Source organism: Microbacterium sp. NIBRBAC000506063, from assembly GCF_017968845.1.
Taxonomy (GTDB): Bacteria; Actinomycetota; Actinomycetes; order Actinomycetales; family Microbacteriaceae; genus Microbacterium.
This window is the reverse complement of sequence record NZ_CP072877.1, coordinates 188,984-203,302: the sequence shown is the minus strand read 5'-3', so window position 1 is coordinate 203,302 and position 14,319 is coordinate 188,984. Positions and strand designations below refer to the sequence as shown.

Sequence of the window (14,319 nt, the reverse complement as noted above, 5' to 3'; positions counted from 1 at the left end):
TCCTCCGGAGGCCGAGATGCCGTCCGGAGCAGACGGTTTTCATCCTACTGACGTCAACGCCGCCGCACAGCGGGTTGATTCCCCTATGACGTTGTGTCTCACTCATCGAGGCCGGCGGGCACGGCCGACTCGGTGTCGGGGATGCCCTCCTGCTGCGCGCGCTTGTCGGCCATGGCGAGGAGCCGACGGATGCGGCCGGCCACCGCGTCCTTCGTCAACGGCGGATCCGCATGGTGGCCGAGCTCGTCCAGGCTCGCCTCGCGATGCGCCAGACGAAGCTCGCCGGCCATGCGCAGGTGATCGGGCGCCTCCTCGCCGAGGATCTCCAGCGCCCGCTCGACACGCGCGCAGGCGGCGACGGCGGCCTGCGCCGAGCGCCGCAGGTTGGCGTCGTCGAAGTTCACGAGTCGGTTGACTCCGGCCCGCACCTCCCGGCGCTGACGCAGCTCCTCCCAGGCGGCGGCGGTCCGGCCCGCACCAATGATGCTCAGGATCGAGCGGATCGCCTCGCCTTCGCGCACGACGACGCGCGGGGTGCCGCGGACCTCACGGGCCTTCGCGGCGATGCCCAGGCGATGGGCGGCCCCGACGAGCGCCATGGCGGCCTCCGAGGTCGGGCAGCTCACCTCGAGGACGGCCGAACGGCCCGGCTCCCCCAACGAGCCCGCCGCGAGGAAGGCACCTCGCCAGACACCGGCGAGCTCCTCTCGCGATCCGGTGGTGAGACGGTTCGGCAGGCCGCGCACGGGGCGGCGGCGCTGATCGAGGAGCCCGGTCTGACGCGCGAGGGTCTCACCGGCGGCGATGACGCGCACCGCGTAGCGGACGCCCTCCTGCCCGGTGCCGGATTGCACCTGCGCGATCTCCGGGCGCACGCCGTAGATCTCCATGAGGTCGCGCACGACCCGTCGTGCCAGTGCCTCGGCGTCCACTTCCGCTTCGACCGCCACGCGATTGGCGATCGAGTGCAGGCCTCCCGCGAACCGCAGGATCGTCGTCACCTCGGCGACGCGCACGGTGGGCGCGGCGTTCCGGATGCTGACAAGCTCCGCTTTGACATCGGTGGTTAGTGACACGAAACTCCTTGTGCGCTCGGCGCCGGTGTGCCGACGCGAAGCACTAGCCTACTCGGCTCCCGCTCGACTCTCTGCTCGGCTCCGAAAAGACAGCCCTCGCCCCGGATGACGCTACTCCCGTCCGAGATCCCGGTGGCGGATGCTGACGGCCACGCCCTCCGCATCCGCCAGTCGCCGCGCGAGCTCCTGGACCATCGCGACCGATCGGTGCTTGCCGCCGGTGCAGCCGATGGCGACCGTCGAATGGCTCTTGTTCTCCCGTTGGTAGCCCGCGAGCACGGGCCGCAGCGTGGCCTCGAAGGAGTCGAGGAACTCCGCCGCGCCTTCCCGGGAGAGCACGTACTCGCTGACCTCGGCGTCCTTGCCCGTGTGACCGCGCAGCTCCTCGATCCAGAAGGGGTTCGGCAGGAATCGCATGTCGGCGACGAAATCGGCATCCGTGGGCGTTCCGTACTTGAACCCGAAGCTCATGAGCGTCAGACGGTGCCGGGCCGCCCCTCCTCGGCGAAGAGGTCCGACACCGTCGTCGCGAGCTGATGGATGTTGAAGTCCGAGGTGTCGACCACGATGTCGGCTGCCTCCCGGATCGGCGCCACGCGATCGCGCTCGATCCGGATGCCGTCGACGATCGTTCCGTCGCCCTGCAGCGGATGCGGGCGACGCACCGCCTCGAAGCGGCGCACGAGCGTGTCATCGGCGGCGTCGAGGAAGAGCACGCGCACCGAGCCGCGCTGACGGAGCGTGCGGGCGACGTCGGGGAAGTCGTTGAACAGGTTCCGCCCGCGCACGTCGACGACGGCGGCGACCTTCGGCAGCGTCCCGCCACCGAGACTCGTCAGATCGAGCAGAGGTCGCAGCATCTGGGGCGGCAGGTTGTCGACGACGTACCAGCCGAGGTCTTCCAGCGCATTGGCCACGGTGGATCGTCCTGCCCCGGACATCCCCGTGACGATCAGGAACTCACCGCTCTCGGTCGTCGGCATGGCCCTCCCTCACTCGGTTCCAGCCTACCGATCGGCGAGGTGCACGCGCACCGCCTCCGCGAGTGCGGGACCGACGCCGGGCACCTCCTGGATCTCGTCGGCGGTGGCCTCCCGCAGTGCGGTGACCGAGCCGAAATGCCGCAGCAGCGTCTTGATGCGGGCGGGACCGAGGCCGGGCACCTCCGAGAGCACGGTGGTGATGTCGCGCTTGCGTCGGCGTCGCTGGTGGGAGATCGCGAACCGGTGCGCCTCATCGCGCAGGCGCTGCAGCAGGTAGAGCGCCTCGCTCGTTCGAGGGAGGATCACCGGATACTCCTCCCCCGGCAGCCACACCTCCTCGAGTCGCTTCGCTATGCCGCACAGGGCGATCTCCTCGTGGCCGGCGTCCCGCAGCGCACGCGCGGCCGCCTCGACCTGCGGAGCCCCGCCGTCGACGAGAAGCAGCTGCGGCGGATAGGCGAAGCGCGGACGGCGGCGCTCTGTGACGACGAGCCCTTCGACAGGCTCGGGGACCACGGACTCGGGCGCTGAGCCTGTCGAAGCGCCCGAGGAGTCCACCCCCGATCCGGTCTCTGAGTCGGGCGTGGGGATCGAGGGGTCCGGCTCATCGAGGTGACGCAGCCGCCGCATGAGCACCTGATACATCGAATCGGTGTCATCGGTGGTCTCGGCGATGCCGAAGGAGCGGTACTGGTCTTTGCGGGGCAGTCCGTCTTCGAAGACCACCATGGAGGCCACGACGTTGGTGCCACCGAGGTGCGAGATGTCGAAGCACTCGATGCGCAGCGGCGCCTCCTCGAGCCCGAGCGCCTCCTGCAGGTCGGTGAGCGCCTGGGTACGGGCGACGTAGTCGCTGGAGCGGCGGGTCTTGTGGCGCAGGAGCGCCTGCTGGGCGTTCAGCGTCGCGGTGCGCATGATCTCGGCGCGCTGACCGCGCTGCGCGACCGCGAGCTCCACCTTGGTGCCGCGACGGGCCCTCAGCCACGGTTCGAGCTCGGCGGCGTTCTCGGGCAGGGTCGGGACGATGACCCGGCGCGGGATCTCGACGCCGCTCGCCTCACCGTAGGCGTGCTGGATGATCTGGTCCACGAGCTCCTCCGAGCTCATGTCGATCTCCTTCTCGATCGTCGAGGCGCGCACACCGCGCACGCGACCGCCACGGATGACGAACTGCTGCACGGCCGCCGACAGTTCGTCCTCGGCGATGCCGAAGAGGTCGGCGTCCTCGGTGTTCGGCAGCACGAGCGCGCTCTTGCCGAGCACCGCGTCGATCGAGGCGAGCTTGTCGCGGTACTTCGCGGCGGACTCGTAGTCCATCGCCGCGGAGGCCTCTTTCATCTTCGCCGTGAGATCGCGGGTGAAGCGCTCGTCACCGCCGGCGAGGAAGGCGACGAAGTCGTCGACCATGGCGCGGTGCTCCGCGATCGTCACCTTCATCGAGCACGGTCCGCCGCACTTTCCGATCTGGCCGGGGAAGCACGGTCGTCCGGTCTGCATGGCACGCCGGTAGCTCGCGTCACTGCAGGTGCGGATCGGGAAGACCTTGATCATTAGATCGATCGTGTCGTGCACGGCCCACACCTTCGGATAGGGACCGAAGTAGCGTGCACCGCGGATCTTGGGGTTGCGGGTGACGAGCACGCGTGGCGCCTCATCGGCCATGGTCACCGCGAGGAACGGATAGGACTTGTCGTCCTTGTACCGGACGTTGAAGGGCGGATCGAACTCCTTGATCCACATGTACTCCAGCTGCAGCGAGTCGACGTCGGTGGCGACGACCGTCCACTCGACGGATGCCGCGGTCGTCACCATCCTTCGCGTGCGCTCGTGCAGCGTGTGCAGGGGGGCGAAGTAGTTCGACAGCCGCTGGCGCAGGTTCTTCGCCTTGCCCACGTAGAGCACACGCCCGTCGGCATCCCGGAACCGATACACGCCGGGATCGGTCGGGATCTCTCCGGGACGCGGTTTGTAGGCGAGCTGATCGGCCATCAGCTGGCCAATCGCTCCGGCCCGCGCGCCTCCTCCGGCCCCTGCGCCCGCTTCAGGGCGGGTCGGCGACCGTGCAGCACCTCGGCGAGGAACTGCCCGGTGTGGCTGTCTGCGACCTTCGCGATCTGTTCGGGAGTGCCGGTGGCGAGGATCTCGCCGCCACCCGAGCCGCCCTCCGGCCCCAGGTCGATGACCCAGTCCGCCGACTTGATCACGTCGAGGTTGTGCTCGATCACGATGACGGTGTTGCCCTTGTCGACGAGTCCGCCGAGCACTTCGAGGAGTTTGCGCACGTCTTCGAAGTGCAGGCCGGTCGTCGGTTCGTCGAGCACGTAGATGCTGCGGCCGTTGCTGCGGCGCTGGAGCTCGGTGGCGAGCTTCACGCGCTGCGCCTCGCCGCCCGACAGCGTCGTGGCGGACTGGCCCAGGCGCACATAGCCGAGACCGACGTCGACGAGCGTCTTCATGTACCGGTGGATGGCCTGGATCGGCTCGAAGAACTCCGCGGCCTCCTCGATCGGCATCTCGAGCACTTCGGCGATGTTCTTGCCCTTGTAGTGCACAGCGAGCGTGTCGCGGTTGTAGCGCTTGCCGTGGCAGACCTCGCAGTCGACGTACACATCGGGCAGGAAGTTCATCTCGATCTTGATCGTGCCGTCGCCCGAGCACGCCTCGCAGCGCCCGCCCTTGACGTTGAAGCTGAATCGCCCCGGCTGATAGCCGCGGACCTTCGCCTCGGGCGTCTCGCTGAACAGGGTGCGGATGCGGTCGAAGACACCCGTGTAGGTCGCCGGATTCGACCGCGGGGTGCGGCCGATCGGCGCCTGGTCGACGTGCACGACCTTGTCGAGGTTGTCGAGCCCGGTGACCCTCGTGTGCTTGCCGGGCACCGTGCGGGCGCCGTTGAGACGCCCCGCGAGCACACGGTAGAGGATGTCGTTGACGAGCGACGACTTGCCCGAGCCGCTCACCCCCGTGACGGCGGTGAGCACGCCGAGCGGGAAGTCGACGTCGACGCCCTTGAGGTTGTTCTCCCGCGCGCCGACGACGCTCAGCATCCGCTTCTTGTCGATCTTGCGACGCTTCGCGGGCAGCGCGATCTCACGGCGTCCGGCGAGATAGTCGCCGGTGAGCGAGCGGTCCTCGCCGAGCAGCGCGTCATAGGACCCGGAGTGCACGACCTCGCCGCCGCCCACGCCCGCGCCGGGGCCGATGTCGACGACCCAGTCGGAGGCCTGGATCGTCTCTTCGTCGTGCTCGACGACGATGAGCGTGTTGCCGAGGTCGCGCAGCGTCAGCAGCGTCTCGATGAGCCGGCGGTTGTCGCGCTGATGCAGGCCGATCGACGGCTCGTCGAGGACGTAGAGCACGCCGGTCAGGCCCGAGCCGATCTGGGTCGCGAGGCGGATGCGCTGTGCCTCACCACCGGACAGAGACCCGGCCGAGCGGCTGAGGTTGAGGTAGGCGAGACCCACCTGCAGGAGGAAGTCGAGGCGGAGCTTGATCTCGCGGAGCACCTGCGCCGCGATCTTCGCCTCGCGCTCGGTGAGCGTCAGCGTCTCCATGAAGTCGCGGGCATCCGCGAGGCTCAAGTGCGAGACTTCGGAGATCGAGTGTCCGTGCACGAGCACCGAGAGCACCTCGGGCTTGAGCCTGTTGCCCTCGCAGACGGGGCATGGCACCTCGCGCAGGTACTGCGACCACCGCTGTCGCTGGTTGTCGGACTCGGCCTGCAGGAACTGCCGCTCGATGTACGGCACGACGCCCTCGAAGCCCGAGGCGTAACGCATCTCGCGCCCGTAGCGGTTCTTCCACTTGACGGTGACCTTGTAGTTCTCACCGCGCAACACCGCCTCGCGCACCTCGTCAGGGAGCTGGTTCCATGGGGTGTCGAGGGAGAAGTCGAGGTCGCGGGCGAGACCGTCGAGCAGACGTTCGTAGTACTGGAAGAGCCCTTTGCCCTGCGTGGTCCACGGCACGATGACGCCCTCACGGATGGAGAGCTCCTCGTCGCCGAGCATGAGATCGACGTCGACCGACATGCGGGTGCCGAGGCCCGAGCACGCGGGACAAGCGCCGAAGGGTGCGTTGAAGGAGAACGTGCGAGGTTCGATCTCTGTCAGCGCGATCGAGTGGCCGTTCGGGCAGGACAGCTTCTCGGAGAAGGACTGCCAGGCCGCCTCGCCCTCTTCGTCGACGAAGTTGACCTGGACGACTCCCCCGCCAGCCCCAGCGCCGTCTCGACCGAATCGGTCACGCGCCCGAGGATGTCATCGGATGCGACGAGCCGGTCGACGACGACGGCGATGTCGTGCTTGTAGCTCTTCTTCAGCGTCGGCGGCTCGGCCAGCTGGATGAGCTCGCCGTCGACGATCGCCCGAGAGTACCCCTTGGCGCCGAGCTCTCGGAAGAGGTCGACGAACTCGCCCTTCTTCTGCGAGACGACCGGGGCGACGATCTGGTACCGGGTGCGATCGGGCAGGTCCATGAGCTGATCAGCGATCTGCTGCACGGTCTGACGCTGGATCTTCTCACCGCACTCCGGACAGTGCGGCACGCCGATGCGCGCCCACAGCAGACGCATGTAGTCGTAGATCTCGGTGATCGTGCCGACCGTCGAGCGCGGATTGCGATTGGTCGACTTCTGATCGATCGAGACCGCGGGGCTCAGCCCTTCGATGAAGTCGACGTCGGGGCGATCGACCTGCCCCAGGAACTGACGCGCGTAGGCGCTGAGGGACTCGACGTAACGGCGCTGCCCCTCCGCGAAGATCGTGTCGAAGGCGAGGCTCGACTTGCCGGACCCGGACAGCCCGGTGAACACGACCAGGGAGTCGCGCGGGATGTCGAGGTCGACGTTCTTCAGGTTGTGGACGCGGGCACCGCGCACACTGAGCTTTCCTGACGTGGGTACGGGGACGATAGGCACCAGACAAGTCTAGGAGCGGCCTCCGACACTGGCTCCACCCGTTCGCGCAGGGCATTCCTCCTCCGGCCCGATCGCGGCCGATTCCGGCCCGATTCGGCGACTGCCAGGGAATCCACAGTTTGCTCCTGGGCCGCGGAATCACGCGGCGGTGATTCATAACGTTCAGGTAACACCCAACTTTCTCCCAAGGTGGGCTGGTTTCGTCTTCGGGTTGCCCGGACCCGAAAGCCGGCTCCACCTACCCGAATCTGATTGGAGTGCCATATGAATCGGCGCGCCCTCGTCATGACCCTTGCCCTCGCGCTGACCCTCGGCGCCTCCTCAGCGGCCACCGCCGCCGCCCCGGCAGCCGCCGCATCGACCGCTCCGGCGCCGACCGTCCTCACCGCTCCGGCGATCAACGCCGTCGCTCCGGCCGCCGTGAAGGCGGGCACGAAGATGCACACGGCTTCTCCCGTCAACCTCCGCACGTCGAACACGACAAAGGCGAAGGCGGTCAGCGTCATCCCCCGCAACATCACCCTCACGCCGAAGAGCGTCAAGGGCTCCTGGGTGAAGGTCACCCACAAGTCCAAGACGGGCTGGGTCCACACCAGCAACCTCAAGAAGGGCGCCGCACCGAGCGCGAAGGCGGGCGTGAAGATGCACACCGCCTCCCCCGTCAACCTCCGCACGTCGAACACGACAAAGGCGAAGGCGGTCAGCGTCATCCCCCGCAACATCACCCTCACGCCGAAGAGCGTCAAGGGCTCCTGGGTGAAGGTCACCCACAAGTCCAAGACGGGCTGGGTCCACACCAGCAACCTCAAGAAGGGCGCCGCCAGCAACAAGATCGCGACCCCGGCACAGGCGAAGGCCTACGCGAAGACCGCGGTGGCCAAGCGAGGCTGGTCGACGAAGCAGTACACCTGTCTCGTCACGCTCTGGAATCGCGAGTCGGGCTGGCGCGTGAAGGCGGCCAACCCCAGTGGCGCCTATGGCATCCCCCAGGCGCTGCCCGGGTCGAAGATGAAGTCGAAGGGCAGCGACTGGCGCACGAGCGCCGAGACGCAGATCTCCTGGGGCATCGGCTACATCAAGAGCCGCTACTCCACGCCCTGCGCGGCGCTCTCGCACTCCGATCGCCGCGGGTGGTACTGAGCCGAGCTCCGCGCCTCAGCCCGGCATCCGCCCGGCGAACGGTGCGAGACCGTCGCGGAGCGCCGTCAGCTCGGCGACGGAGAGCCCGACCCGCGCCATGATCTGCTCCGGAACGGCCAGCGCCTGTTCGCGCAGGGCCGTTCCGGCATCCGTCAACCCGATGTCGAGCACCCGCTCGTCGTCGGCGCGGCGCGTTCGCGACAGGCGCCCCTGCGCCTCGAGCCGCTTGATGATCGGCGACAGGGTCGCCGGTTCCATCGCCAGCTCCTCGGCGAGTTCGCCCAGTGAACGCGGGGCCTTCTCCCACAGCGCGAGCATGACGAGATACTGAGGATGGGTCAGCTGCAGCGGCTCGAGCACCGGACGGTAGATCGAGACGACGTTGCGGGCCGCCGTCACGATCGCGAAGCAGAGCTGGTTGTCGAGCTTGAGCATGTCGTCGCGACTCGTCATGATCTCCCCTCACTTGCTTAGTACACTAATGATCATGGCACAAAACGATTCGGACAGACCGCCGCTCCGCGCGCGAGTCGCGGCCGCGGGCGGCTGGTATCGCTACCTCAACTCACGGCTCATCCGCCTGGCCGGTCCGGCCTCGGTCGGACCCTACGACACGGAGCCCGAGCCCAACCGCACCGAGCGCGCCTGCCCGCTCTGCGGGGCGCCGATGTCCCGGCACGAGTTCGATCGCACCGGGCCGAAACCGCTCATGCACTGCCCCTGAGCCCGGCGTACTCACGGGCGGCATCGATCCAGAACAGCAGCCGCTCGTCGTCGGCGACGACCTCGGCCGGCACATCAAGCCAGCCGAGCCCCATCTTCTTCCGCCGCGGGCCCATCTCCGCCTGCCGGACGCCGTCGCTCAGCAACAGGTCGGCGCTGCGCTCGGGATCGACACGCACCAGCAGATCACCCTCGCCCCAGGCCGCCGCCACAATCCGGCCGTACACCAGGAAGGCCAGGCTGCCGAACATCCGCTTCTGCTCGCACGTCGGCTCGTCGGACAGGAGCGATCGGATGCGGTCGGCGAGCTCTGCGCGCTTCTCGTTCACGACGTCACTCCCCCTCTGCCGCGCCGCCGATCGTCACGGCGCCGGAGGCGTCCAGCGGCCAGCCGGGGTTCCAGGCCACCTCCCAGGGGTGGCCGTCGAGATCGATGAACACGCCCGAGTACCCGCCCCAGGGCGTCGGAGCGCCAGATCTCCCGATCCGCGCACCGGCATGCTTCGCCTCGAGGAGCACGGCGTCGACCTCGTCGCTCGAGCGGACGTTGTGGGCGAGCGTCACTCCGCCCAACCGCCGGCATCCGAGACGCAGGAGTCTTCGGCCAGCGACGCCCGCGACCAGAGGGCGATCGCCATGCCGCCCGCCTGGTAGAAGGCGACCTCGCCGGCGACGGAGCCCGGATGCGGCACCCACCCGAGAGCACGGTAGAAGCCGATCGCGCGATCGAGATCCGCGACGCCCAGTGTGATGAGCGTGAGTCGCTGTTCCATACCGCCTCCTGTGCCCGCGCGTCTCTCGCCGACGCGCACCCGCCGTCTACGCGTGTCCGGCGCGCTCCATGGCGCGCAGCTCCTTCTTGAGGTCCTGCACTTCGTCGCGCAGGCGCGCGGCGAGCTCGAACTTCAGCTCTTCGGCGGCGGCGAGCATCTGCGCGGAGAGATCGCCGATCGTCGCCTCGAGCTGCTCGGCACCCTCGGCCGCGATCCCCTCGCGGCGCAACTGCGGCGTCGGGCTCTTGCCCTTGCCCGACCGGCCCTTCTTCGACAGCATCTCCGCGGTGTCGGCGCCCTCGCGGGCGAGCACCTCGGTGATGTCGGCGATGCGCTTGCGCAAGGGCTGCGGATCGATGCCGTTGGCCTCGTTGTAGGCGATCTGCTTCTCGCGGCGACGCTCGGTCTCCTCGATCGCACTCGCCATCGAGTCGGTCACCCTGTCGGCGTACATGTGCACCTCACCGGAGACGTTTCGCGCGGCGCGACCGATCGTCTGGATGAGCGAGGTGCCCGAACGCAGGAACCCTCTTTGTCGGCGTCGAGGATCGCCACGAGCGACACCTCGGGAAGATCGAGCCCCTCGCGGAGCAGGTTGATGCCGACGAGCACGTCATAGACGCCGGCCCGCAGCTCCGTGAGCAGCTCGACGCGCCGCAGCGTGTCGACGTCGGAGTGCAGATAGCGCACGCGCACCCCGTGCTCGCCGAGGAAGTCGGTGAGCTCCTCGGCCATCTTCTTCGTGAGCGTCGTGACCAGCACGCGCTCGTCTCGGTCGACCCGCAGGCGGATCTCCTCCAGGAGGTCGTCGATCTGCCCCTTGGACGGCTTCACGACGATCTTCGGGTCGACCAGGCCCGTCGGGCGGATGATCTGCTCGACCACGCCGTCGGCGATGTTCATCTCGTACTTGCCCGGTGTCGCCGACAGGTACACGGTCTGGCCGATCCGATTCTTGAACTCGTCGAAGCGCAGCGGCCTGTTGTCGAGGGCGCTGGGCAGCCGGAAGCCGTGCTCGACGAGCGTGCGCTTGCGCGAGGCGTCGCCCTCGTACATCGCGCCGATCTGCGGCACCGTCACGTGCGACTCGTCGATGACCATGAGGAAGTCGTCGGGGAAGAAGTCCAGCAGCGTGTGCGGCGGCTCGCCGGGCTCGCGACCGTCGAGGTGTCGCGAGTAGTTCTCGATGCCGGAGCAGAAGCCGAGCTGCTGCAGCATCTCGAGGTCGAAGGTCGTGCGCATGCGCAGGCGCTGCGCCTCCAGCAGCTTGCCCTGCCGCTCCAGCTCGGACAGCCTCGCCGCCAGCTCGGTCTCGATCGTGCCGATCGCCCGCTGGATGACGTCCGTCCCCGCCACATAGTGGGAGGCCGGGAAGATCGGCACCGAATCGAGCTTCGCGATCACATCGCCGGTGAGCGGATGCAGCGAGTACAGCGCCTCGATCTCGTCGCCGAACAGCTCGATGCGGATCGCATGCTCTTCGTAGACCGGGATGATCTCGATCGTGTCGCCGCGCACGCGGAAGTTGCCGCGGGAGAAGTCGACGTCGTTGCGGTTGTACTGCATCGAGATGAACTGCCGGATGAGGGCGTCGCGGTCGTAGCGCTCCCCCACCTGCAGCGCGACCATCGCCCGCAGGTACTCCTCCGGAGCGCCGAGTCCGTAGATGCAGGAGACCGTCGAGACCACGACGACATCGCGCCGCGAGAGCAGCGAGTTCGTCGTCGAGTGCCGCAGCCGCTCGACCTCGGCGTTGATCGAGCTGTCTTTCTCGATGAAGGTGTCGGTCTGCGGCACGTAGGCCTCGGGCTGGTAGTAGTCGTAGTACGAGACGAAGTACTCGACCGCGTTGTGCGGCATGAGCTCGCGGAACTCGTTGGCCAGCTGCGCGGCGAGCGTCTTGTTGTGCGCGAGCACCAGGGTCGGCCGCTGCACCTGCTCGATGAGCCAGGCCGTCGTCGCCGACTTTCCGGTGCCGGTCGCGCCCAGCAGCACGACATCGGTCTCGCCCGCGTTGATGCGCGCGGCGAGCTCTGAGATCGCCTGCGGCTGGTCGCCGGCCGGCGCGTACTCACTGACGACCTCGAAGGGTCGCACGCTGCGTGTGGTCTGCATCACTCCAGCGTAGGCGCCGCATCCGACATCCGGACGGAGTTCGCCTGCGGCGCATCCCGCCGCGAGTGCCCTGGAGGTCGGTCGCTCACCGCGGCCGCAGACGCTCCCACAGGGCGTCGGTCTGCGCGAGCGTCTCCTCCAGGGTTCCCGAGGTGTCGACGACGACGTCCGCGATCGCGCGGCGCGCGGCATCCGACACCTGCGCATCGATGCGGGCCTGTGCGGCATCCGGCTCCATGTCGCGGTGGGCGACCAGACGCTCGAGGCGCAGCTGGGCCGGGGCGTCGGCCACGACGATGAGATCCCAGGGGTCGTCCACCCGCGCCTCGACGAGCAGCGGCACGTCATAGACGACGACGGCTTCGGGGTCAGCGTCGAACGCCTCCCCGAAACGCCGCGCCGACTCCGCACGCACGGCGGGATGCACGATCGCGTTGAGCCGCGCGAGCGCCTCGTCGTCACCGAAGACGCGGGCACCCAGCGCCGCACGGTCCAGCTCGCCGGCATCCGTCACCATGTCGTCGCCGAAGGCCTGGGCGATCTCGGCCAACACCGGAGAGCCCGGAGCCTGCACGTCGCGCACGATCGCGTCCGCGTCGACGATCACCGCGCCGTGCTCGCGCAGGCGAGCGGCGATGGTGGACTTGCCCGACGCGATCCCGCCGGTCAGTGCGATCAGAGGCATGCTTTCCATCCTGGCATCGGATGCCGCCACCCGCTGTCAGCGCGCGAGAACCTGCCTCTTCGAGCTGATCACGCCCGTGTCGAAGCCGGCGAGGTGTAGACCGCCGTGGAAGCGGGCGTGCTCGATCTTGACGCAGCGATCCATGACGACCGAGAGCCCGGCCGCTTCGGCAAGGGCCGCCGCCTCCTCGTTCCAGGAGCCCAGCTGCAGCCAGAGCGTCTTCGCGCCCACGTCGATCGCCTCCTGCGCGACACCGGGAAGGTCCTCGTGGCGCCGGAACACGTCGACGATGTCGGGGACGACCGGCAGATCGGCCAGCGACGCGTACACCGGCTGCCCGAGGATCTCGTCGGCCCGCGGGTTGACGAAGTAGACGTCGTAGGGCGAACTCGACAGCAGATAGGTCGCGACGAAGTAGGAGGCACGGGCGGGGTTGTTCGAGGCACCGACGATCGCGACCGAGCGCGAGCGGCGCAGCAGCGCGAAGCGCTCCCCCTGGTTCGGACCGACCCAGGTGCGCCCGGGCGTCGCCGCGACGCCCGGCAGCGCGCAGGCCTCCGCCGGTGGGGTGATCTCGCAGGCCGCCGCCTGATCCGCCGCGCTCATCGTGTGGCTCCCGTCGCCGCGGTGAGGGCCTGATCCAGGTCCCAGATGATGTCTTCGGAGTCTTCGAGACCGACCGAGATGCGGATGAGGTCGGCGGGTGCCCCGCGGCCACGAGCTGCTCGGCGGTGAGCTGACGGTGCGTCGTCGAGGCGGGGTGGATCACCAGGGTCCGCGCGTCGCCGATATTGGCCAGGTGCGAGGCCAGCTGTAGGTTCTCGATCACGCGCTCGGCCGCCGCACGGCCGTCGTCGCCGGCCACGCCGAAGGCGAAGACCGATCCGGGGCCGAGCGGGAGGTACTTCTTCGCGCGCTCGTGGTGCGGGTGACTCTCCAGCCCCGCCCAGGTGACATAGGACACGCGCGGATCGGAGTCGAGCCATTCGGCGACGATCCGGGCGTTCGCGACGTGCGCGTCCATCCGCTGCGGAAGGGTCTCGACACCCTGCAGGAGCTGGAACGCCGACTGCGGGCTCAGCGCCGGGCCGATGTCACGCAGCTGCTCCGAGCGGAGCTTGGTGAGGAACCCGTACTCGCCGAAGTTGTCCCACCAGCGGATGCCGCCGTACGACTCCACCGGCTCGGTCATCTGCGGGAAGCGCCCGCTGGACCAGTCGAACGTGCCCTTCTCGATCACGACGCCGCCGAGCGTGGTGCCGTGACCACCCAGGAACTTCGTCGCCGAGTGGATCACGATGTCGGCGCCGTGTTCGAGCGGACGTGTCAGATAGGGCGTCGCCAGGGTCGCATCGACGACGAGGGGCACGCCGGCCTCGTGCGCGACGGCGGCAAGACCCTCGATGTCGGAGATCTCGCCGGACGGGTTCCCGATCGCCTCGACGTAGACCAGCTTCGTCTCCGGCCGGATCGCCGCCGCGTAGTCGGCGGGATCGGTCGAGGCCACGAACGTCGTCTCGACGCCGAAACGGCGCAGTGTGACATCCAGCTGCGTCACCGTGCCGCCGTAGAGCTGTGCCGACGCGACGACGTGGTCGCCGGCCCCGACGAGGGCCGCGAAGGTGATGAACTCCGCGCTCATCCCCGAGGCGGTCGCGACCGCGCCGATCCCGCCCTCGAGCGAGGCCAGTCGCTCCTCGAAGGCGGCGACGGTCGGGTTGCCGATGCGCGAGTAGATGTTGCCGTACTTCTGCAGGGCGAAGAGGTTGCCCGCGTCGGCCGCGTCGTCGAACACGAACGAGGTGGTCTGGTAGATCGGCACGGCGCGCGCGCCCGTCACGGCATCCGGAGTCCCGCCGGCGTGCAGGGCACGGGTGCGGAACCCGAATCGGTGTTCTTCCGTCAT

The 14,319-nt window shown here is 68.6% G+C and carries 8 protein-coding genes and 5 pseudogenes; 2 read left to right on the top strand and 11 right to left on the bottom strand.

Annotated elements, in window-relative coordinates; translation table 11 throughout:
* Positions 1–98: 98 nt before the first annotated feature.
* The 4 genes and pseudogenes from whiA to uvrA form a co-directional block, all read right to left on the bottom strand.
* Entirely contained in the window at positions 99–1,076 is a 978-nt protein-coding gene (gene whiA, locus KAE78_RS15595) for a DNA-binding protein WhiA (RefSeq protein ID WP_223172794.1), read from the bottom strand.
* A gap of 111 nt (positions 1,077–1,187) precedes the next feature.
* A pseudogene (rapZ, locus tag KAE78_RS15590) lies at positions 1,188–2,059 on the bottom strand (RNase adapter RapZ).
* Positions 2,060–2,083: 24 nt separating this feature from the next.
* Positions 2,084–4,048, bottom strand: coding sequence for an excinuclease ABC subunit UvrC (uvrC, locus tag KAE78_RS15585; RefSeq protein WP_223172793.1), 1,965 nt, complete (start codon positions 4,046–4,048; stop codon positions 2,084–2,086).
* A pseudogene (gene uvrA / locus KAE78_RS15580) lies at positions 4,048–6,977 on the bottom strand (excinuclease ABC subunit UvrA). The gene uvrC and the pseudogene uvrA overlap by 1 nt, the downstream one beginning before the upstream one ends.
* A gap of 264 nt (positions 6,978–7,241) precedes the next feature.
* Here uvrA and KAE78_RS15575 point away from each other — a divergent pair.
* Positions 7,242–8,117: an SH3 domain-containing protein gene (locus KAE78_RS15575; protein ID WP_223172792.1), complete on the top strand. Its 876-nt coding sequence runs from the start codon at positions 7,242–7,244 to the stop codon at positions 8,115–8,117.
* Between the two features lie 15 nt (positions 8,118–8,132).
* On the opposite strand, the gene KAE78_RS15570 is transcribed toward KAE78_RS15575, so the two are convergent.
* A complete protein-coding gene (locus tag KAE78_RS15570) occupies positions 8,133–8,570 on the bottom strand; it encodes a MarR family winged helix-turn-helix transcriptional regulator (RefSeq protein ID WP_223172791.1) in 438 nt (145 codons plus the stop codon).
* A 28-nt stretch (positions 8,571–8,598) separates the two neighbouring features.
* Here KAE78_RS15570 and KAE78_RS15565 point away from each other — a divergent pair, with 28 nt between their 5' ends.
* Entirely contained in the window at positions 8,599–8,841 is a 243-nt protein-coding gene (locus KAE78_RS15565; RefSeq protein WP_223172790.1) for a hypothetical protein, read from the top strand.
* Here KAE78_RS15565 and KAE78_RS15560 read toward each other — a convergent pair.
* The 6 genes and pseudogenes from KAE78_RS15560 to KAE78_RS15535 all read right to left on the bottom strand — a co-directional run bounded on the left by KAE78_RS15560 (position 8,825) and on the right by KAE78_RS15535 (position 14,319).
* The gene (locus KAE78_RS15560) at positions 8,825–9,169 is read right to left on the bottom strand and encodes a TfoX/Sxy family protein (RefSeq protein WP_223172789.1); all 345 of its coding nucleotides are present in this window, start codon (positions 9,167–9,169) and stop codon (positions 8,825–8,827) included. The genes KAE78_RS15565 and KAE78_RS15560 overlap by 17 nt on opposite strands.
* 4 nt (positions 9,170–9,173) lie before the next feature.
* Positions 9,174–9,613 (bottom strand): annotated as a pseudogene (locus KAE78_RS15555) (VOC family protein).
* A gap of 46 nt (positions 9,614–9,659) precedes the next feature.
* Positions 9,660–11,728: pseudogene (gene uvrB, locus KAE78_RS15550) on the bottom strand (excinuclease ABC subunit UvrB).
* 85 nt (positions 11,729–11,813) lie between these two features.
* The gene (coaE, locus tag KAE78_RS15545; protein WP_223172788.1) at positions 11,814–12,413 is read right to left on the bottom strand and encodes a dephospho-CoA kinase; all 600 of its coding nucleotides are present in this window, start codon (positions 12,411–12,413) and stop codon (positions 11,814–11,816) included.
* 36 nt (positions 12,414–12,449) lie between these two features.
* On the bottom strand, positions 12,450–13,019 hold the full coding sequence (locus KAE78_RS15540; protein WP_223172787.1) for a CoA-binding protein: 570 nt from the start codon (positions 13,017–13,019) through the stop codon (positions 12,450–12,452).
* Positions 13,016–14,319, bottom strand: a pseudogene (locus KAE78_RS15535) (O-acetylhomoserine aminocarboxypropyltransferase/cysteine synthase family protein). Before KAE78_RS15535 ends, KAE78_RS15540 begins: the two are co-directional and overlap by 4 nt.

Coding starts and splice junctions, on each gene's coding strand:
- uvrC (WP_223172793.1), bottom strand. CDS start 4,048: ATGGCCGATCAGCTCGCCTACAAACCGCGTCCCGGAGAGATCCCGACC.
- KAE78_RS15575 (WP_223172792.1), top strand. CDS start 7,242: ATGAATCGGCGCGCCCTCGTCATGACCCTTGCCCTCGCGCTGACCCTC.
- KAE78_RS15570 (WP_223172791.1), bottom strand. CDS start 8,570: ATGACGAGTCGCGACGACATGCTCAAGCTCGACAACCAGCTCTGCTTC.
- KAE78_RS15565 (WP_223172790.1), top strand. CDS start 8,599: ATGATCATGGCACAAAACGATTCGGACAGACCGCCGCTCCGCGCGCGA.
- coaE (WP_223172788.1), bottom strand. CDS start 12,413: ATGCCTCTGATCGCACTGACCGGCGGGATCGCGTCGGGCAAGTCCACC.
- KAE78_RS15540 (WP_223172787.1), bottom strand. CDS start 13,019: ATGAGCGCGGCGGATCAGGCGGCGGCCTGCGAGATCACCCCACCGGCG.